Source organism: Amycolatopsis coloradensis (genome assembly GCF_001953865.1).
Taxonomy (GTDB): Bacteria; Actinomycetota; Actinomycetes; order Mycobacteriales; family Pseudonocardiaceae; genus Amycolatopsis; species Amycolatopsis coloradensis.
In genome coordinates, this window is record NZ_MQUQ01000001.1 from 220,173 (window position 1) to 237,748 (window position 17,576).

Below are 17,576 nucleotides of genomic sequence, written 5' to 3' on the forward strand. Positions count from 1 at the left end.
AGCCGGGCGAAAAGACCTTCACGCGAACTCACCGTGGTCATGGATGCTGCCGGGACGGCAGTGGCGCCGGTCGGCCCACGCCGCAAGTAGTCGGCTAAACGCGTATGACAACGCGAACGTGCCGACAGGGCATCGCCCTGCCGGCACGTTCGCGTGTGTGTGAGCTACTGCTCCTCGAAGCGCTGGCGGAAGCGCTCTTCCATGCGCTGGGTGAAGGAACTCCGGCGCGGGGACGACTTGCCGCCGCCACCTCCGCCTGCCCCTTGGCCACCGCTGTCCTTGCCGCCTTCCGCTTCGGCGCCATGCCGAATCGACGTGACGGCCATCATGACTCCGAAGAACATCACGAGGAACCCGAGCACGCTGATCACCGGGATGTCGACGACCCGGATGTTGACCACCACGCCGAGCACCAAAAGTGCGACGCCCACTACGAACAGGGCGATGCCCTGCAAACGCCGTCGGCGGGCGGGGCGGCGCAACCGGGTGCCTCGCACCGTGGATGCGAACTTGGGGTCCTCGGCATAGAGCTCGCGCTCGATCTGGTCGAGCAGCCGCTGCTCATGCTCGGAGAGTGGCATCTTTCCTCCTCCGGCACAGCTGTCGCGGGCGCCGGGCCGCGCAACGTCATGGACCCAACAGACAACCCCAGGCGGGGTGTCTCTGTCCAGGATACGAGCCCCGCGCTCGTCCGACTACCCGATCCCGTATCCAGAAGGGATCGAATTGGCCGAAACCACCCGACTCGGCTCTCTCGAAGACGGCCGAACAGGCAATGTCACTGGTCACGGGGGGTCAGCAGGGAAGCGGGCCGCACCGCGGCGGCGCCGAACTTCGACCTCGCGACGTCGGCGGCGACTTCCGCGTCCCGCCAGCGAGGTTCGGGTGAAGCGAAAAGTAGCTGTTCTCCGTCACTCTCCGTGTCCAAACCCTCGACTCTTACGCCGATCAGGCGGACTGCGCCCGTCGGCGCGTGCTCGGTGAGGAGTTCGACGGCGGTGCGATGGAGGTCGCGGGCCACGTCCACCGGGACGGCGGCCGTCCTGGCGCGGGTGATGGTCTTGAAATCCGCGAACCGGACCTTGATCGACACCGTCCGCCCGCGCAGCCCTCGTCGGCGCAGGGTGGCGGCGACGCGTTCGGACAGCCGGAGCAGTTCCAGCCCGAGCGCCGAGCGGTCGTGGAGGTCGACGTCGAAGGTCACTTCGGCGCCGATCGACTTGTCCGGGGTTTCAGGGACCACCTCGCGCTCATCGTGCCCGTTCGCGAGCGCCCACAGATGCTCCCCCAGCGCCCGCCCGAGCGAGCGCCTCAGCCGGGGCAGCGGCGCGGCGGCGACGTCGGCGATCGTGTCGAGGCCCTGCTGCCGCAGGTGCTCCTCGGTGCGTTTGCCGACACCCCACAGCGCCGACACCGGCAGTGGACGCAGGAACGCGAGCGTCTCGGCCGCCGGGACGACGACCATGCCGTCCGGTTTCGCCATCCCGGACGCCAGCTTCGCGACGAACTTGACCTTCGCGACGCCGACCGAGCAGCTGATCCCGAAGTCGGCGGCGACCCGTTCCCGGATCCAGGCGCCGAGCCGCGCGGGCGAGGAGTCCAGCCGCTTGAGGGCCCCGCTGACGTCCAAAAAAGCCTCGTCCAGGCTCAGCGGCTCCACCAGTGGCGTCAGCTCGCGGAAGATCCCCATGACGCCCTTCGACACCTCGCCGTAGAGGCCGGGCGTCGGGGTGATGCAGATCAGGTGCGGGCAAAGCCGCTTGGCGGTCGAGAACGGCATGGCCGACCGGACACCGAACTCCCGCGCCGCGTAGCTCGCCGCCGCCACGACCGACCGGGGACCGCCACCGGAGACGACCACCGGTTTGCCTTCCAGTTCCGGACGCGTGCGCAGCTCGCAGGACACGAAGAAGGCGTCCATGTCGACGTGCAGCAGACCGCAGCCGGTGTCGTCCGGCCAGGTGGTGGCCCCGGTGGCCACCCGGTAGCGGGCCATCGCACCGGGCAATTCAGCGTTTCTCCCCACGAGCAGACGCTAGCCCGGACCACCGACAATTCCGCGCACCCCGAAGGCGGAAGTGTGACGAACGGGACTTTTATCGCAACCCGGCGGGGCGGCCGGCGATCAGGCCGGACGGCGCGCCAGGATGTGCAGCCTGCTGGAGATGTCCCGCAGCGGCGAGACCGACGCGGCCGCCAGCTCGAACTCCGCCAGGTCCTCTTCCCGCACCCCGCCGGGCACGAAGTCCGCCACGACCCCGTCACCCTGCAACGAGACCACTTCGAGCCCCACCGCGGTCAGCTGCGCCTGGAGGGCCTCGGCGTCGAAGCGCCGCAGCACGGTCTCCCGGCCGCCGCCCAGCACGCCGCTCTGGGCCGCGAGCAGCTCCCGTGCCTCGCCGAGCCGTCCGGCCAGCGCGCGCTGCAGGATCGCGGCGTGGCGGTTCGCCACCAGCACCGAGACCGCGCCGCCGGGTTTGACCGCGGCGGCCAGCGCGGCGAGCACCGCAGCCGGGTCGTCGACGACTTCGAGCAGGCCGTGCGCGAGCACGAGGTCGGCCGATCCGGCCGCGACGTGGGCGCCGAGCGCGTCGGAGTCGTCGGCGATCACCGTGATGCTGCCGGAGACGCCCTCCTCCTCGGCGCGGCGGCGGAGGGTCGCCAGCGCGTTGGGGTTCGGCTCGACGACGGTCACCAGGCAGCCCGCGGATGCCAGCGGCACCGCCCAGCCGCCGCTCCCGCCGCCGACGTCGACGACGTCCGGCTGTTGTGCGCCTCGCGCCCGGGCGGCCCGGAGTTCTGCTTCGAGAACCCGGCGGACCGCCCCCGAGCCCCGCGTGGCCACGGTGTCCGTCTTCATAAACGCACAGGGTAATGCCCGCCCTCGAGCGCCCTGCGGGTGTAGTCCGATGCGGTGTTCGACACCTTGCCAAGGAGCCACCCCGCCGACTGCCCGTAGGCTGTATCGAGTGCACACGGTCGCTGTTCTCAGCCTGAAGGGTGGCGTCGGTAAAACGACGGTCGCCCTCGGTGTCGCGTCCGCCGCCCTGCGCAGGGGCGCCCGGACCCTCGTGGCCGACCTCGACCCGCAAGGCAACGCCACCACCTCGCTGGACCCGCCTCTCACCGAGCGCACGCTGGCCGACGTCCTGGAGACGCCGGTGCGGTCGGTACTCGAACGCGCGATCGCGCCCAGTGTGTGGAGCGACCAGATCGACGTCCTCGTCGGCGCCGAAGAGCTGGAGATGCTCAACGAGCCCGACGCCGACAACCGCCGCCTGGAGAACCTCTCCCGCGCGCTCGACGAACTGCACACCAACCCGCTGCGCGAAGAACCCTACGAACTGGTGATCCTCGACTGCCCCCCGTCGCTGGGCAGGCTGACCCGTTCGGCGCTGGTGGCCGCGGACAGCGCCCTGATCGTCACCGAGCCGACGATGTACGCCGTCTCCGGCGCCCGCCGCGCGCTCGAGGCGATCGAGAAGATCCGCGAGGAGCAGAACCCGGGGCTGCGCCCGATCGGCGTCGTGGTCAACAAGCTCCGTGTGCGCTCCTACGAGCACCAGTTCCGCGTCGCCGAACTGCGGGAGAACTTCGGCCCGCTGGTGATGCCGACGGCGATCCCGGACAGGCTCGCGGTGCAGCAGGCGCAGGGCGCGTGCAGCCCGATCCACGAATGGCACTCCCCCGGCGCGCAGGAGATCGCGCTCACCTTCAACATGGTGCTGGCGAAGGTCCTCCGTTCGAGCCGGGCCGGACGGCATCGCGTCCGCGGTGACGAAGACGTTCCAGAGCCCGAGACGACCGAAGCTCCCGCCAAGCTGAGCGACACCGGCACGGGTTAGCGCCGATGCCCGAAGGCGACACTGTCTTCCTCACCGGCAAGGTCCTCGACAAGGCGCTGGCCGGGAAGACGCTCGTGCGCGGCGAGTTCAGGGTGCCGCGGCTGGCCATGGCGGATCTCGCCGGGCGGGACGTGCTCGGCGTCGGCACGGTCGGCAAACATCTGCTGACGCGCTTCTCGGGCGACCTCACCCTGCACAGTCACCTCCGGATGGACGGCAAGTGGGCGGTCTATCCGGCGGGCGGGCGCTGGAGCCGTCCGGCCCACCACGCGCGCGTCATCCTGGCGGCCGAAGGTGTGCAGGCGGTCGGCTTCCGGGTGCACGATCTCGAACTCGTGCCCACGGACGAAGAGCACCGCCTGGTCGGGCATCTCGGCCCGGACCTGCTCGATCCACAGTGGACGGACGAGCTCGCGGAACGGGCGGCGGCCGCGCTGGCCGCGGACCCGGATCGCGAACTGGGCGACGCCCTGCTGGACCAGCGGATCATGGCCGGGATCGGGAACATGTACAAGGTCGAGATGTGCTTCCTGCTCGGCGTCACGCCGTGGACGCCGGTGTCCGCGGTCGACCCGGCGAAGGCCGTCGCGCTCGGCCGCAAACTGTTGAAGGCCAACGCCTGGCGCACCTCGCAGACCACCACCGGGGATCTGCGCCGCGGCCGCGAGCACTGGGCCTACGAACGGACGAAACAGGGCTGTTTCCGCTGCGGCGGACGGCTCCGGGTCGCCCCGCAGGGCGCGGGGTATCAGGCGAGGCCGACCTGGTACTGCCCCCGATGCCAGACCGGACCCGCCCCGGGCCGCTAAGCTGGCCATGTGACGCTGTTCAAGCTCCCGCTCTACGGGACGGACACCGAACGCGGCGACCTCGCTCCCTGAGCCGCCCGCTCCCTTCGCACGTCACCCTCCACCTCTTTCCAGGGAGCTTTGTCATGCCCGGATTCCTCACGGGCGAGGCGCTGCGCGCGTTCGTGCACGCCCTGCCCAAGGTCGAACTCCACGTCCACCTCGTCGGTTCGGCGAGCCTGCCCACGGTGCTGGAACTGGCCAGGCGGCGCCCCTCGGCGGGGGTGCCGACCGAGGCCGAAGCACTCGCCGGCTTCTTCACCTTCCGCGATTTCCCGCATTTCCTCCGCACCTACCTGGCGGTGACGTCGCTGGTGCGCGACGCCCGCGACGTCCACACCCTCGTCACCGGGCTGGCGGCCGATCTGGCCGCGCAGAACGCCCGGTACGCCGAAGTGACCGTGACCCCGTACAACCACGTCCTCGACGGGATGTCCCCGGACGATCTCCTCAGCGGTCTCGCCACCGGGCGAGCCGCGGCACGGGCGGAGCACGGAGTGGAACTGGCCTGGTGCTTCGACATTCCCGGCGAGAAGGGGGTCGTCGCCGGGCGCGAGACGGTCGTGTTCGCGCTCCGCGAACGCCCCGAAGGCCTGGTGTCCTTCGGGCTCGGCGGACCCGAGGTCGGCGTCGGCCGCGCGCAGTTCGCGCCGTTCTTCACCACGGCACGGGAGGCGGGGCTGCACAGCGTCCCGCACGCGGGCGAGACGACCGGTCCGGCCACCGTCTGGTCGGCGGTGCACGACCTCGGCGCCGAGCGGATCGGCCACGGCGTCGGCGCGTACACCGATCCGGCACTCCTGGAACACCTTGCCACCCAAGGGATTCCGCTGGAGGTTTGCCCGACGTCGAATGTCCGAACAGGACAGTTTCCGTCGATCGAAGCGCATCCTGTGCGGCGGCTGCTCGACCACGGTGTGCTGGTCACGCTCAACACCGACGACCCGCCGATGTTCGGTGCCACGCTCGACGGCGAGTACCTGGCCGTCGCCGAAACACTGGGTCTGACCACGACCGAAATCGCCCGGTTCGCACGGAACGCCGTGAACGCGTCGTTCCTCGCTCCGGCGGCCAAAACCGTCCTGCTGACGGAGATCGAAGAAATCTTGTTGCAGGACCCTGAAGTCCTCGCATAGCGTGGCGGTACACGAGAGAGGAGGTGGTCCAAAGTTGTATTCCAACAGGACTCGTGAGGTGACTGTCCGCTAGCGGACGGCACGCGTAGGACTTTTGAGCAGCGATACAACGCAAGTTGGAGCCACCTTCGGCTCGTCGTCTCTGCTTCGCGTGGTGCCTGATAGCGAATACCAGGCAGTCACCGGGCCCCCGAGGTTCCCGAGCACCGGTCCGGCTCGGGCCCGGCCGCCGATTCCGGCGTCCGGGAGCCACCTCGGGGTTCCCCTATTTCCGGGGTTATCGCCCTTTTGCGCGGCTTCGGGGGACCGCCGACCGCCCTGGAGAACCGTCCGCCGCCGGCCCGCCCCGGAACTCCGAAGACTGGATAGCCTGACGCCATGTTGAGGCCCGATTTCCCGATCACCACGCCGCGACTCACCCTCCGCGCTTTCCGCCAGGACGATCTCGACGAACTCAACTCCTTCCAGTCCCGCGCCGACGTCGCCCGCTACCTCTACTGGGGCCCGCGCAGCCGCGCCGAATCCGCCGCCGCGCTCGCGAAACGAGTGCACAGCAGCACCCTGTCCCAGGAAGGCCAGTTCCTGGCCGTGGCCGTCGAGCTGACCGAGACCGGGCAGCTGATCGGCGACCTGAACCTCGAGTACATCAGCAGTGAGCACCGCCAGGGCGAGATCGGTTTCGTGTTCCATCCCGATCACCACGGCAAGGGGTTCGCCGCCGAAGCCGCCGTCGAACTGCTCCGGCTCGGCTTCGAAGACCTCGGCCTGCACCGGATCATCGGCCGCTGTGACGGCCGCAACACCGCGTCGGCCACGCTGATGGAACGCCTCGGAATGCGCAAGGAAGCGCACTTGCGCGAGAACGAGGTCGTCAAGGGCGACTGGACCGACGAACTCGTCTTCGCGATGCTGGAGGGCGAATGGAAGGCGCGCCACGCGTGACCCAAGGAAGATCGACGTGTTCTCCCTCTGATCACGGGTGATGTCCGTTCAATCACGGGTGATGTCCGTCTCGGCACGGGCGAGCGTCGCTACCGGCGTTAGGCGAGCACGGTCGAGCCACACGGCGGCCACCAGGCATGATGGGCGCGTGCTCTTCGACAAGATCGTCCGCCCCGCTCTCTACCGGGTTTCCGGCAGCGACCCCGAAACCGTGCACGAACGCACCATCGGCACGCTCGCCAGGCTGAGCCGGGTCTCCCCCGCGCTCGGCGCGCTCGGCCGCGTCTACCGGACGGACGATCCGGTCACCTTTCTCGGGCTCCGCTTCCCGAACCGGGTCGGCCTCGCCGCCGGGATGGACAAGAACGGCCGGGCACTGCATGCCTGGCCGGCGCTCGGTTTCGGCTTCGTCGAGGTCGGCACGGTGACCCGGCATCCGCAGCCGGGCAACGACAAGCCGCGGCTGTTCACCCTCGCCGAGACCGACGCGGTGATCAACCGGATGGGCTTCAACAACGAAGGCGCCGAAGCACTCGCCGCCCGGCTCGCCGCGGGCGGGAAACCGGGCGTGCCGCTCGGTGTCAGCATCGGCAAGTCCAAGGTGACCCCGCTCGACGAGGCCGTCGAGGACTACCGGTTTTCACTGCGGGCGCTGTACCCGTACGCCGACTACTTCGCGATCAACGTCAGTTCGCCGAACACGCCGGGATTGCGGGCGTTGCAGGACAAGTCCGCGCTGGCCGAACTGCTCGGCGAGCTCCGCAAGACCTCCATCGAACTCGCGGGCGACGCCGTGCCGACGCCGGTGCTGGTGAAGGTCGCCCCCGACCTCACCGACGAAGCCCTCGCGGAACTGCTGGAGGTCTGCCTCGAACACGGTGTCGCCGGGCTGATCGCGACCAACACGACGCTGTCCCGCGAAGGGATCGCACCCACCGAAGCCGCCATCGGCGGGCAGGCTGGCGGGCTCTCCGGCCGTCCGCTCACCGCCCGCTCGGCCGAGGTGGTGCGGTTCGTGCACGACGAGACCGGCGGCAAGCTGCCGATCATCGGTGTCGGCGGGATCTTCGACGACGGCGCCGCCGCCCGGATGCTCGACGCCGGCGCCGGTCTCGTCCAGCTCTACTCCGGTTTCGCCCTGCACGGTCCCGGCCTGGTCAAGCGGGTCGCCCGAGGTCTCGCGGCCCGGCCGTACTGACGAACCTGAGGTAGGCACGCCAGCACCGGTACCGCGTCAACTCGGTGGCCGTCGCCGTGGCCGACTGGTCGCAGAGGACGGCCAGCGGGGTTTCCCCGTCGTCCAGCCGGATCCGGCCGAGCACGAACGGTTCGGGCAGCGTGGCGGCGAACGCGCCGAGGGCGGCGGGCGACAGGCGCCACCGTTCCCCGGACAGCATCGTGTGTTCGCCCGCGGCACTCACCGGCACCACACCCGGCTGGGGTGGATCGGCAGGCAGCAACAGCATCCGGTAGCCCTCGCCGGTCCGGACCGGGCCGGTGAACCGCGCGCCCGCGGCGACCAGCCGTCCGTTCAGCGGCTGGCCGCGCAGATGCGCGCCGAACACCACGAGATCCGCGCCCGGTGCGGGATAAGGGAAATCAGCCTGTTCGTCGGTGAGCACGGCGGCGAGGTCGATGGCGATCTGGTCGTCGAACGGCCGCACCACCACCGACACCCCGTACGGCCCGAGATCCGACGGGGACGACGGCACCGTGACCGCGGCGAGGTCGAGCAGGTTGACGAACGCCGTGAACCGCTCCAGCCGGTTCGCGACGCCGTCCGGATCGGACAGCGCCTCGGCGACCTCGGGATGGTCCGCGACGGTCGGGAGGACCAGGGCGTCGTACTCGGACAGTGTCCGGAGCGCGAGCATCCCGGCCTCGGCGACCCGCTGCCGATCGGCGGTGAAGCCGTCGTCGTGGATCAGCTCGCCGACCGCCAGGAGCGCCGAAACCTCCACCGTCTCCACGACGGCCCCGGACGCCCGCAGCGCCGAAACCGCGCCGAGGAAAGCGGACCTGGACCGCAAGGAGAGCGCGGTGAGGGTTTCGGCGCCCGGGATCGCCACCCGCGGCCGATCCCCCGCGGAGAGCCGGACGTCGGGCGGCCAGTCCCGCGCGAACGGGTCGTTCCCGTCAGGGCCGGTCATCAGTCCGAGCGCGCGCTGGCCCAGGGTGAGGCTGCGCGCGAACAGCGCGATCCCGCCGCAGGGCGCGGCACCGGTCTTGGGCACGAGGCCCAATGTCGGCTTGAGGCCGACGATCCCGTTGAGCGAGGCGGGCACCCGGCCCGCCCCCGCCGTGTCCGTGCCGACCGCCAGATCGACCAGGCCGAGCGCGACGGCGACGGCCCCGCCGCTGCTCGCGCTCCCGGAGACCCTGGCGGTGTTCAGGGCGGCGCTCACGGCACCGTACGGGCTGTGGGTGTGCTCGAGGTCGCTGCCGAACCGGTCGCAGTTGGTCTTGCCGACCACCACCGCTCCGGCGGCGGTCAGCCGGGATACCGCGGGGGCGCCGGCGCAGCAGACGTCCTCCCCCGCCGAAGGAAGACCGGCGACGTCCATGACGTCGGCGACCGCCACCAGGGTCCCGGCGAGCGGGAGGTCCGTCCCGGCGCGCACGCGTTCATCGACCGCCTTCGCGTCCACGAGGGCGTCTTCCAGTGGGCGGAGCATGATCCAGACGTCGGGGCGGTCGACCTCGGTGATCCGGTCGTAGGCCGCGATGACGCGCTGAGAAGAGCTGGGCGGCGGGGTGGGGATCGGCTCTGGTTCCGGGGGGAGCGTCGTCACTGGGCGTCCTTTCCTCGGTGGGGACGAGAAAGACCACTGCGCGAGATCCACTGTGTCCGGTCCGCCACCCTGGAACGCCCGCTCACGCGGGCTGGGTTCAGGCCCGAGCTGGGAGGAGCACTGCGTGCATGAGAGAAACGTTAGGCACCGGGGGTGGCCGTCACCAGCGGTTTCGGGTCACGCGAGCGTTTCGGTACCACACAGTGAGCAAGTCGTTACGCAATGGAGTATTAGCGACGACGAATGGGACGATTGTCCAGGAAAGCGCCTGCTCAGGTCCACTCTCTCACCGAGACTGCGTCGTCTCCGGGATCGTGAGTGGCGACTCGGGTTAGGCGGTCCGTATACCCAGCGGCCGTGTCGCGAAAGCCACTTTGGGGACGTCAGACATCGCGAGAGTGGCTTTCGCGGCACCCGGAAGGGAAGGTAGCCGGATCAGCGGCGTGGCCGGACTCGCACCTCAGGAAAGCTCGCGCAGCGCCATGGCCAGTCCGGCGAGCTTGTCGGTCGCGTCGGAGAGCGATTCCTTGGACGACGTCATGCCGTCCGAACTCGCGGCGACGGTGTGCCCGGCCGCGGCGACGAGACCGCCGTAGCCGTCGAGGCCGTCGTCGAGCTGCACGCGCAGTTGCTTGACGGCGGCGTCGAGAGCGCCCCGTTCGCGCTCGGGGGCGGCGTCACGGCCGCGTTCGATGGCCTGGATCCGGCCCGCGAGACCACGCAGGGCCTGTGCCGCCTCGGCGGCGGTGGTCCGCGCATCGGCCACGGCGATTTCCGACACCGGCATGGTGCCGAGCGACGTCGGCTGCGAAAGCTGGCGAAGCAGCTCCGTCAGCGAAGCCTCGCTCTCCACAAGGCGCTCCATCGGCTCCCGCGCGACGGACCGCGCCGGGGGCAGCGGCGGCGGAGTGACGGGTGCGGCGGGCAGCACGGTGCGCTTGAGCGTCCGCAACCGCAGTCCCGACCGGACACCGAAGGTGCCGAACACGATGGTGAACGCGCCACCCGCGATGGCCTGGAGGACGTCGGCCTGTCCCGCCCTCAGCAGGCCGGTGCCCGCGACGACGGCGAGCAGTCCACAGAGGATGGTGAGGAGGATCCAGAACGTCATCGCACGGGAAGTGCGGCGTTTCTGTCTCTCCAGTTTGGCGGCGGGCTCGTTCCAGCGGGCCCATTTGGCCTTCGCCTCGGCGACGACGGGGATCTGCCCCGCGGCCATGGACGTCAGCTGCTGCGACATCTTCGGCATCGGGGGCAGCTTCGGCATGACCGGCCGCGGCCGGGACGGCGTGGACGGGGTGGACGGGGTGGATGCCGGCGGCCGGGAACCCTGCTCGGAGGGCGGGATGTAGCGCTGGAGTTTCTCCTGCGCGCGCTGGGCGTAGTCGGGCAGCTTTTCGATGTGTTTCTCAAGCTTGGCGGTGAACTCCCCGAAGTCCTTGCGCCTGCCCTGACCCATTGCCCTCGCCCCTCTGATCGGTGAGACCGGTCCCGCACCCCGCGGGATGCGGGACCGGCTCTAGGTGGTGTGTCAGGCGGGGTTCTTGCCCTGTTCGGCCTGAACCCGTGCCTGGATCTCACGCTGGATGTCCGCACCGCTCGACGCCTTCGGCGCGGCAGCGGCGGTCTTGCCGTCGGTGACCTGCGCGACGGAGTCGCCCTTCATGGAGGCGCGGATCTGCTCCAGACGCGAGTGTCCGGCGAGCTGCGTCGTCGAGGCCTGGACCTCCATCATCCGGCCCTGGACGGAGTTCTGTGCGAGTTCGGCCGAGCCGAGCGCGGTGGTGTAGCGCTTCTCGATCTTGTCGCGAACGTCTTCCAGTGACGGGGTGTTGCCCGGCGCGGCCAACTCGCTCATCTGGTTCAGCGAAGCGGAGACCTGCTCCTGCATCTTCGCCTGCTCCAGCTGCGAGAGCAGCTTGGTGCGCTCGGCCAGCTTCTGCTGCAACATGGTCGCGTTGCGCTCGACGGCCTTCTTCGCCTGCGCAGCAGCCTGGAGCGACTGGTCGTGCAGGGTCTTCAGGTCCTCGATGCTCTGCTCGGCGGTGACGAGCTGCGCGGCGAAACTCTCCGCCGCGTTCTCGAACTCGGTCGCCTTCTGCTCATCGCCCTTGGCACGCGCCTCGTCGGCGAGCACCAGCGCCTGGCGGGTCGAGGCCTGGAGCTTCTCGACGTCGCCGAGCTGGCGGTTCAGCTTCATCTCCAGCTGACGCTGGTTACCGATCACCGAGGCGGCCTGCTGGGTCAGCGACTGGTGATTGCGCTGCGCCTCCTCGATGGCCTGCTGGATCTGTACCTTAGGGTCGGCGTGCTCGTCGATCTTCGACGAGAACGCCGCCATCATGTACTTCCAGAACTTCACGAACGGGTTGGCCATCTCCTCCGCCTGCCTTCTCGCATCCCACGGGCTGTTACCTCGAGGTGGGGCGTCCCCTCTTGTGATGTTGCAACGTCCCGACCCCGGCGTTGAGTTCCATCGTGTCAGGTCGGCGTCCCGCGTTCCAGGCGACCCCGACGGAATTCAGGGATCCCCCTGACTGTGATGTTCACGACCTTTGGGCTTCACCGGCCGGTGACCCTGGGTGAAGACGGCCCGGGCAGGCGGCCCGGAATCAGCGGCGGAGGGTGATCGCCCGCTCGATCCGCGACAGCTTCTCGGGGTTGCGCACGGCGTAGAGGCCGGTGATCAGGCCGTCGTCGACACGCACCGCGACGACGGTGTCGACCTCGCCGCCGAGCCGGAGGATCAGCGCCGGATGGCCGTTGACCTGCGCCGTCCGCATGATGGCCGCCCCGTCCGTGGCCGGGCGGCTCGTGGCAAGCAGCGATGCGACGCGGACTGCCCCGACCACGGGTTCCAGCACGGCCTGCACCACTCCGCCGCCGTCGCCGAGGAAGACGACGTCCGGTGCGAGGACGTCGAGCAGTCCTTGCAGGTCTCCCGTCCGGACCGCCCGGTGGAACGCGTCGAGCACGTCCCGGGCCTCGGCCGGGGACGCCGCACCGCGCGGCCGCCGGGCGGCGACGTGCGCCCTGGCCCGGTGGGCGATCTGGTGGACCGCGGCCGGGGTCTTGCCGACGGCTTCGGCGATCTCGTCGTAGGCCACGTCGAACACTTCGCGCAGCACGAACACCGCGCGTTCGGTCGGCGCGAGGGTCTCCAGCACCAGCAGCATCGCCATCGAAACGCTGTCGGCCAGCTCGACGTCCTCGGCTACGTCGGGCGTGGTCAGCAGCGGTTCGGGCAGCCAAGGACCGACATAGGACTCCTTGCGGCGGCCGAGGGTGCGCAGCCTGCCGAGCGCCTGCCGGGTGGTGACGCGGACCAAGTAGGCCCGCGGGTTCTCCACGGTGCCGAGATCGACACCCGACCAGCGCAGCCAGGTTTCCTGGAGGACGTCCTCCGCGTCGGCGGCCGAGCCGAGCATCTCGTAGGCGACGGTGAACAGCAGGTTCCGGTGGGCGACGAACGCCTCGGTGGCGGGGTCCGGGGCGGGCATGGGTGGCTCCTGTCTCCCTCGACGGTGGTCGCGCACAAGACACCGGAGGACGCCGGTTTCTGACACCTCTCGGGCGTGTTTCACGTCACGTGACCGTGCTGTCAGAAAGCACGGGTCAGCGGCGTCTGGTGGTCGTTCGCTCCACCACCGATCATGAACGAGGACGAAGTCATGGACAGCCGTTTCGATCTGAACAGCAACGAGCTCGGCGCCAAACTCGGCAAGCGGTTCGCCGCCGTCAGCTTGGTCATCAAGGGGTCGACCCTGCCGAAGGTCACCCAGGAATTGGTGTCGCTGCGGGCCAGCCAGCTCAACGGCTGCGGGTTCTGCGTCGACGCGCACGCCAAGGACCTGGCGGCGGCCGGCGAACCCGCGGTCCGCGTCAACCTGGTCGCCGCCTGGCGCGAGTCGACCGTGTTCACCGAGGCCGAACGGGCCGCGCTGGCCTTCGCGGAGGAAGGCAGCCGCGTCGCCGACGCGCACCAGGGTGTCTCGGACGAGACCTGGTCGCGGGTGCGCGAGCACTACGACGACGACCAGGTCGCCGCGCTGGTCTACCTGGTCGCGATGATCAACGCCGCCAACCGGCTGCTCGTGATCACGCACACCAAGGGTGGTTCCTACCAGACGGGCACGTTCGACGACTGACCTGGGAAAACGGAACAGGCCCCAGGCGGATCGCCTGGGGCCTCTTCTCACGGCACAGCCGCTAGGCGGCGACCATTTTCGGTGCGGAGATGGTCGTCCGCAGCGCGGGGCTCATCCGCGGTGGCGGCGAGATCCGCAGGTCGGCCAGGTCGTTGCCGATCAGCTCGGAGACCAGGCGGCCGCCTTCCAGCCCCGCCTCGGCGCTCTCGCGCTCCGGGGCCCGGCGCTTGCCGGCCTCGACCTTCTCTTCGACCGGGGCGACTTCGACGTTGTCGATCGCCGAGACGTCCGCCGCGACCTTGTGCAGGAGTTCGCCGAGCGGAAGCTCCAGAGCTTCGCAAATGGAGGCCAGCAGCTCGCTGGACGCCTCCTTCTGCCCGCGCTCGACCTCGGAAAGGTAGCCGAGGCTCACCCTGGCGGCGCGGGAGATGTCCCGCAGCGTTCGACGCTGGTTCGTGCGGGCGTGTCGGAGCCGGTCGCCGATCGCCTCGCGCAACAGCACGGTCATCACGCGCCTCCCTTCCAGGACTGACTGTCCCCTACGTTACCCAGTGCGGTGCCCCGGGCGCAGGTGTTGACACGGCAATACGCCAAGGGCGAACGCGGCGATCAAGCGAGATGTTCCCCCAGCAGGGCGAACGCGCCGCGGACGGCCCCGGCCCTGACCGAAGCTCGATCACCGCTCAAGCCCAGCGTACGGACGGTGAGCACGCCCGGTCCGGCGAGACCGACATGGACGGTGCCGGGTGCGGCGCCGTCCTGCCCCGAGGGACCCGCGACACCGGTCAAACCGAGACCCCAGGTGGCGCCGCAGCGGTCCCTGGCGCCGGCGGCCAACTGAGCCGCGACCTCGGGATGAACGGCGCCGTGGGCGGCGAGCAGGTCTTCGTCGACTCCGGCGAGCGAAGCCTTGAGGTCGGTCGCGTAGACGATCAGCCCGCCCCGGACGGCGGCACTCGATCCGGGGATCTCGGTCAGCGTCGCGCAGACCAGTCCGGCGGTCAGCGACTCGGCCGTCGCCACCGTCTCCCCTCGCTCGATCAGGTGAGTGATCAAGGTCTCAACTTTCATGCCCCCGCGGCGCGCCTTCCGGCCGCGCGCAGCCGTACCGCGCGCACGACGTAGTCGAGCCCGGTCACGACGGTCAGCACGAGCGCGAGCCCCATCAGCACCCACCGCACCGGCTCGGCCGCCGCGGGCAGGGGCAGGAGGTACGCGGTGATGGCCGCGATCTGCGCGAGTGTCTTGGCCTTGCCGCCGCGGCTGGCCGGGATGACGCCGTGCCGGATCACCCAAAACCGCAGCAGCGTCACGCCGATCTCGCGGATCGCGATGACGATGGTGACCCACCAGCCCAATTCGCCGAGCACGCTCAGCCCGATCAGCGCGGCGCCGATCAGCGCCTTGTCCGCGATCGGGTCGGCGATCTTGCCGAAGTCGGTGATCAGCCCGTACTTGCGCGCGACCCAGCCGTCGACCTGGTCGGTGAAGGACGCGATCGCGAACAGCGCGGTGGCGATCGCGCGCCAGAACGTGTCCATCCCGTCGCCGGTGAACAGCGCCGCCACGAACAGCGGCACCAGCACCAGCCGCGACATCGTGAGCAGATTCGCCAGGTTCAGTGTCGGGACCGGGGTGGCCTCGGGGACCCTGGCGTGCTCACCGCCGGTCCCCTCGCCCGCCCCGGCGTCGCTCGGGGCGGCATTCACCGGTCGGCCTCGAGCGGCGCGGGCCGCACGATCAGATCGACACCCTCGGAGTCCACGACCTCGCAGCGCACGAAGTCACCGACCGCCGGCGAGGGCAGGCCGTCCGTCTCGATCAGCACGCATTCGCCGTCGACCTCGGGCGCCTGGTGCGCGGCGCGGCCGATCGGGTCCTCGCCGTCCTCGGCCTGCTCGATCAGCACGTCGACGAAGTCACCGATGCGGTCCTCGGCCCGCTGCGACGTCAGTTCCTCGACCAGCGCGGAGATCCGCGAGACCCGCTCGGCCACCACGGTCTCGTCGAGTTTGCCCTCGAAGGTCTCGGCCTCGGTGCCGTCCTCGTCCGAGTAACCGAAGACACCCACCGCGTCGAGCCGCGCGCCGGTCAGGAAGCGCTCCAGCTCGGCGACGTCCGCTTCGGTCTCGCCGGGGAACCCGACGATGACGTTGGTGCGGATGCCCGCGTTGGGCGAGTACTCGCGGATCTGGTCGCACAGCGCGAGGAACGAGTCCGTGGAGCCGAAGCGGCGCATGCGGCGTAGCACGGTCTCGCTGGAGTGCTGGAAGGACAGGTCGAAGTAGTCGGCGACACCCGGCGTGGTCGCGATGGCCTTGACCAGGCCGGGGCGCGTCTCGGCGGGCTGGAGGTAGGAGACGCGGACCCGCTCGATACCGGGCACCGCGGCCAGGCGCGGGACCAGCAGTTCCAGCGCGCGGGCGCCGTCACGGCCGAAGTCCTTGCCGTAGGAGGTGGAGTTCTCCGAGACGAGGAAGACCTCCTTGACGCCGTTCTCCGCGAGCCACATCGCCTCGGCGACGATCTCGTCCGGCTGCCGGGACACGAAGGAACCCCGGAACGACGGGATCGCGCAGAACGAGCAGCGGCGGTCGCAGCCGGACGCGATCTTCAGCGCGGCCACCGGGGAGGTGTCGAGCCGGGTCCGCAGCACCCGCGGCCCCCAGCCACGCTGCGCGTGCCCCGGCACCTCGACCGTCTCGGCGGCCGTCGGGCGCTGGACCGGGCTGATCGGCAGCAGCTTGCGACGGTCGGAGGGGGTGTGGGACTCGACCTTGCGGCCCGCCACGACGTCGTCGAGACGGTCGGAGAGGTCGGCGTAGTGGTCGAACCCCAGGACCGCGTCGGCCTCGGGCAGGTTCTCGGCCAGCTCGTTGCCGTAGCGCTCGGCCATGCAGCCGACGGCGACGACCTTCTTGCCGGTGTCGGCCGCGGCGAGCAGGGTGTCGACCGAATCCTTCTTGGCGGACTCGACGAAGCCGCAGGTGTTGACCACCACGACGTCGGAGTCCTCGGGCTCGGCGGCGAGCTCCCAGCCGCCCGCCGCCAGCCGTCCGGCGAGTTCCTCGGAATCGACCTCGTTGCGGGCGCAACCGAGGGTCAGCAAGGACACGCGGCGGGTGGCGACAGGATCAGTGGTGGGAGAAGGCACGTGCCTTAGGGTAGCTGGCCTGCTCTCGGGGTCGGCGATCGCTCGCTCGGGCGAGCCCTCGGCCGGGCGGCGCCTCGCGGATGGCTTAATGGTGGACGTGCCCTCAGACCCTCTCCTTCGCCGCCATCCGAGCGTCCGCCGAGCGCGGATCGCGGACGTCCGCAAGATCAAGGCGCTGGTCGACTCCGACGCGGGGACGGTGCTGCTGGAGAAGGAGCTCGTCACCCTCTACGAGAGCGTCCAGGAGTTCTGGGTGGTCGAAGACGGTGACGACGTACTCGGCTGTGGCGCCCTCCACGTGCTGTGGGAGGACATCGGCGAGCTGCGCACCATCGCGGTCGACAAGAAGGCCCGGGGTCACGGCATCGGACACGCGCTGGTGGAGCAGTTGATCGACTTCGCCCGCGAGATCGGGCTGAAACGGCTGTTCGTGCTGACCTTCGAGACTCGTTTCTTCGCGGGCCACGGCTTCGTCGAGATCGACGGGACACCGGTGACGCAAGAGGTCTACGAGGAAATGCGGCGCTCGGCGGATCCGGGTGTCGCGGAGTTCCTCGACCTGCCGTACGTGAAGCCCAACACCTTGGGGAACAGCCGGATGCTGCTGGAGCTGTAGCCGAAGGGGGACCCCGGAACACTCGCCGGGAGCCACCCAGTTACGCGTGTCGTCCATCCAGTCACGCGTGACCGCCGACAGCAGGTAACCGCCAT

At 70.0% G+C, this 17,576-nt stretch carries 18 protein-coding genes; 7 read left to right on the forward strand and 11 right to left on the reverse strand.

Translation table 11 applies throughout. From position 1 onward, the window contains the following. Positions 1–164: 164 nt before the first annotated feature. From BS329_RS01035 to BS329_RS01045, 3 genes are all read right to left on the reverse strand, one after another. On the reverse strand, positions 165–581 hold the full coding sequence (locus BS329_RS01035; RefSeq protein ID WP_076154847.1) for a DUF3040 domain-containing protein: 417 nt from the start codon (positions 579–581) through the stop codon (positions 165–167). 197 nt (positions 582–778) lie between these two features. Continuing rightward, a complete protein-coding gene (gene dinB, locus BS329_RS01040; protein ID WP_076154848.1) occupies positions 779–1,996 on the reverse strand; it encodes a DNA polymerase IV in 1,218 nt (405 codons plus the stop codon). Positions 1,997–2,125: 129 nt separating this feature from the next. Beyond that, the gene (locus BS329_RS01045) at positions 2,126–2,860 is read right to left on the reverse strand and encodes a methyltransferase domain-containing protein (protein WP_076154849.1); all 735 of its coding nucleotides are present in this window, start codon (positions 2,858–2,860) and stop codon (positions 2,126–2,128) included. Positions 2,861–2,969: 109 nt separating this feature from the next. On the opposite strand from BS329_RS01045, the gene BS329_RS01050 reads away from it, so the two are divergent. The 5 genes from BS329_RS01050 to BS329_RS01070 all read left to right on the forward strand — a co-directional run bounded on the left by BS329_RS01050 (position 2,970) and on the right by BS329_RS01070 (position 7,969). After that, the gene (locus BS329_RS01050; RefSeq protein ID WP_076154850.1) at positions 2,970–3,845 is read left to right on the forward strand and encodes a ParA family protein; all 876 of its coding nucleotides are present in this window, start codon (positions 2,970–2,972) and stop codon (positions 3,843–3,845) included. A gap of 5 nt (positions 3,846–3,850) precedes the next feature. Continuing rightward, positions 3,851–4,654, forward strand: coding sequence for a DNA-formamidopyrimidine glycosylase family protein (locus BS329_RS01055; protein ID WP_076154851.1), 804 nt, complete (start codon positions 3,851–3,853; stop codon positions 4,652–4,654). A gap of 125 nt (positions 4,655–4,779) precedes the next feature. Next, complete coding sequence (gene add / locus BS329_RS01060) at positions 4,780–5,829, forward strand: adenosine deaminase (RefSeq protein ID WP_076154852.1); 1,050 nt, start codon at positions 4,780–4,782, stop codon at positions 5,827–5,829. A 378-nt stretch (positions 5,830–6,207) separates the two neighbouring features. Beyond that, positions 6,208–6,771, forward strand: a complete 564-nt coding sequence (locus BS329_RS01065) for a GNAT family N-acetyltransferase (RefSeq protein WP_076154853.1) — start codon at positions 6,208–6,210, stop codon at positions 6,769–6,771. A 148-nt stretch (positions 6,772–6,919) separates the two neighbouring features. After that, a complete protein-coding gene (locus BS329_RS01070) occupies positions 6,920–7,969 on the forward strand; it encodes a quinone-dependent dihydroorotate dehydrogenase (RefSeq protein ID WP_076154854.1) in 1,050 nt (349 codons plus the stop codon). Here the strand turns inward: BS329_RS01070 and BS329_RS01075 are convergent. The 4 genes from BS329_RS01075 to BS329_RS01090 all read right to left on the reverse strand — a co-directional run bounded on the left by BS329_RS01075 (position 7,929) and on the right by BS329_RS01090 (position 13,063). Then, positions 7,929–9,563 carry an amidase family protein gene (locus tag BS329_RS01075; protein WP_076154855.1) on the reverse strand — a complete coding sequence of 545 codons (1,635 nt, stop codon included), beginning with the start codon at positions 9,561–9,563 and terminating at the stop codon, positions 7,929–7,931. The two genes, BS329_RS01070 and BS329_RS01075, sit on opposite strands and share 41 nt — an antisense overlap. Before the next feature lie 460 nt (positions 9,564–10,023). Further along, positions 10,024–11,022: a phage shock envelope stress response protein PspM gene (pspM, locus tag BS329_RS01080; protein ID WP_076154856.1), complete on the reverse strand. Its 999-nt coding sequence runs from the start codon at positions 11,020–11,022 to the stop codon at positions 10,024–10,026. A 72-nt stretch (positions 11,023–11,094) separates the two neighbouring features. Then, positions 11,095–11,940 (reverse strand): PspA/IM30 family protein, encoded by an 846-nt coding sequence (locus BS329_RS01085; RefSeq protein ID WP_076154857.1) that lies wholly within the window; start codon positions 11,938–11,940, stop codon positions 11,095–11,097. A 235-nt stretch (positions 11,941–12,175) separates the two neighbouring features. Further along, a complete protein-coding gene (locus BS329_RS01090; RefSeq protein ID WP_076154858.1) occupies positions 12,176–13,063 on the reverse strand; it encodes an RNA polymerase sigma-70 factor in 888 nt (295 codons plus the stop codon). 171 nt (positions 13,064–13,234) lie between these two features. Between BS329_RS01090 and BS329_RS01095 the strand changes: the two genes are divergently transcribed. Next, positions 13,235–13,711, forward strand: a complete 477-nt coding sequence (locus BS329_RS01095; protein WP_076155111.1) for a carboxymuconolactone decarboxylase family protein — start codon at positions 13,235–13,237, stop codon at positions 13,709–13,711. A gap of 61 nt (positions 13,712–13,772) precedes the next feature. On the opposite strand, the gene BS329_RS01100 is transcribed toward BS329_RS01095, so the two are convergent. From BS329_RS01100 to rimO, 4 genes are all read right to left on the reverse strand, one after another. Then, entirely contained in the window at positions 13,773–14,219 is a 447-nt protein-coding gene (locus BS329_RS01100) for a helix-turn-helix domain-containing protein (RefSeq protein ID WP_076154859.1), read from the reverse strand. 101 nt (positions 14,220–14,320) lie between these two features. Continuing rightward, on the reverse strand, positions 14,321–14,782 hold the full coding sequence (locus tag BS329_RS01105) for a CinA family protein (protein ID WP_076154861.1): 462 nt from the start codon (positions 14,780–14,782) through the stop codon (positions 14,321–14,323). Next, entirely contained in the window at positions 14,779–15,420 is a 642-nt protein-coding gene (pgsA, locus tag BS329_RS01110) for a CDP-diacylglycerol--glycerol-3-phosphate 3-phosphatidyltransferase (protein WP_076154863.1), read from the reverse strand. Before pgsA ends, BS329_RS01105 begins: the two co-directional genes overlap by 4 nt. After that, on the reverse strand, positions 15,417–16,865 hold the full coding sequence (gene rimO, locus BS329_RS01115; RefSeq protein WP_076154865.1) for a 30S ribosomal protein S12 methylthiotransferase RimO: 1,449 nt from the start codon (positions 16,863–16,865) through the stop codon (positions 15,417–15,419). Before rimO ends, pgsA begins: the two co-directional genes overlap by 4 nt. 88 nt (positions 16,866–16,953) lie before the next feature. Between rimO and BS329_RS01120 the strand changes: the two genes are divergently transcribed. After that, positions 16,954–17,481: an amino-acid N-acetyltransferase gene (locus BS329_RS01120; RefSeq protein WP_076154867.1), complete on the forward strand. Its 528-nt coding sequence runs from the start codon at positions 16,954–16,956 to the stop codon at positions 17,479–17,481. Positions 17,482–17,576 lie beyond the last annotated feature (95 nt).

Coding starts and splice junctions, on each gene's coding strand:
- BS329_RS01100 (WP_076154859.1), bottom strand. CDS start 14,219: ATGACCGTGCTGTTGCGCGAGGCGATCGGCGACCGGCTCCGACACGCC.
- BS329_RS01065 (WP_076154853.1), top strand. CDS start 6,208: ATGTTGAGGCCCGATTTCCCGATCACCACGCCGCGACTCACCCTCCGC.
- BS329_RS01045 (WP_076154849.1), bottom strand. CDS start 2,860: ATGAAGACGGACACCGTGGCCACGCGGGGCTCGGGGGCGGTCCGCCGG.
- BS329_RS01090 (WP_076154858.1), bottom strand. CDS start 13,063: ATGCCCGCCCCGGACCCCGCCACCGAGGCGTTCGTCGCCCACCGGAAC.
- BS329_RS01095 (WP_076155111.1), top strand. CDS start 13,235: ATGGACAGCCGTTTCGATCTGAACAGCAACGAGCTCGGCGCCAAACTC.
- dinB (WP_076154848.1), bottom strand. CDS start 1,996: ATGGCCCGCTACCGGGTGGCCACCGGGGCCACCACCTGGCCGGACGAC.
- add (WP_076154852.1), top strand. CDS start 4,780: ATGCCCGGATTCCTCACGGGCGAGGCGCTGCGCGCGTTCGTGCACGCC.
- BS329_RS01120 (WP_076154867.1), top strand. CDS start 16,954: ATGGTGGACGTGCCCTCAGACCCTCTCCTTCGCCGCCATCCGAGCGTC.
- BS329_RS01105 (WP_076154861.1), bottom strand. CDS start 14,782: ATGAAAGTTGAGACCTTGATCACTCACCTGATCGAGCGAGGGGAGACG.
- BS329_RS01055 (WP_076154851.1), top strand. CDS start 3,851: ATGCCCGAAGGCGACACTGTCTTCCTCACCGGCAAGGTCCTCGACAAG.
- BS329_RS01085 (WP_076154857.1), bottom strand. CDS start 11,940: ATGGCCAACCCGTTCGTGAAGTTCTGGAAGTACATGATGGCGGCGTTC.
- BS329_RS01035 (WP_076154847.1), bottom strand. CDS start 581: ATGCCACTCTCCGAGCATGAGCAGCGGCTGCTCGACCAGATCGAGCGC.
- pspM (WP_076154856.1), bottom strand. CDS start 11,022: ATGGGTCAGGGCAGGCGCAAGGACTTCGGGGAGTTCACCGCCAAGCTT.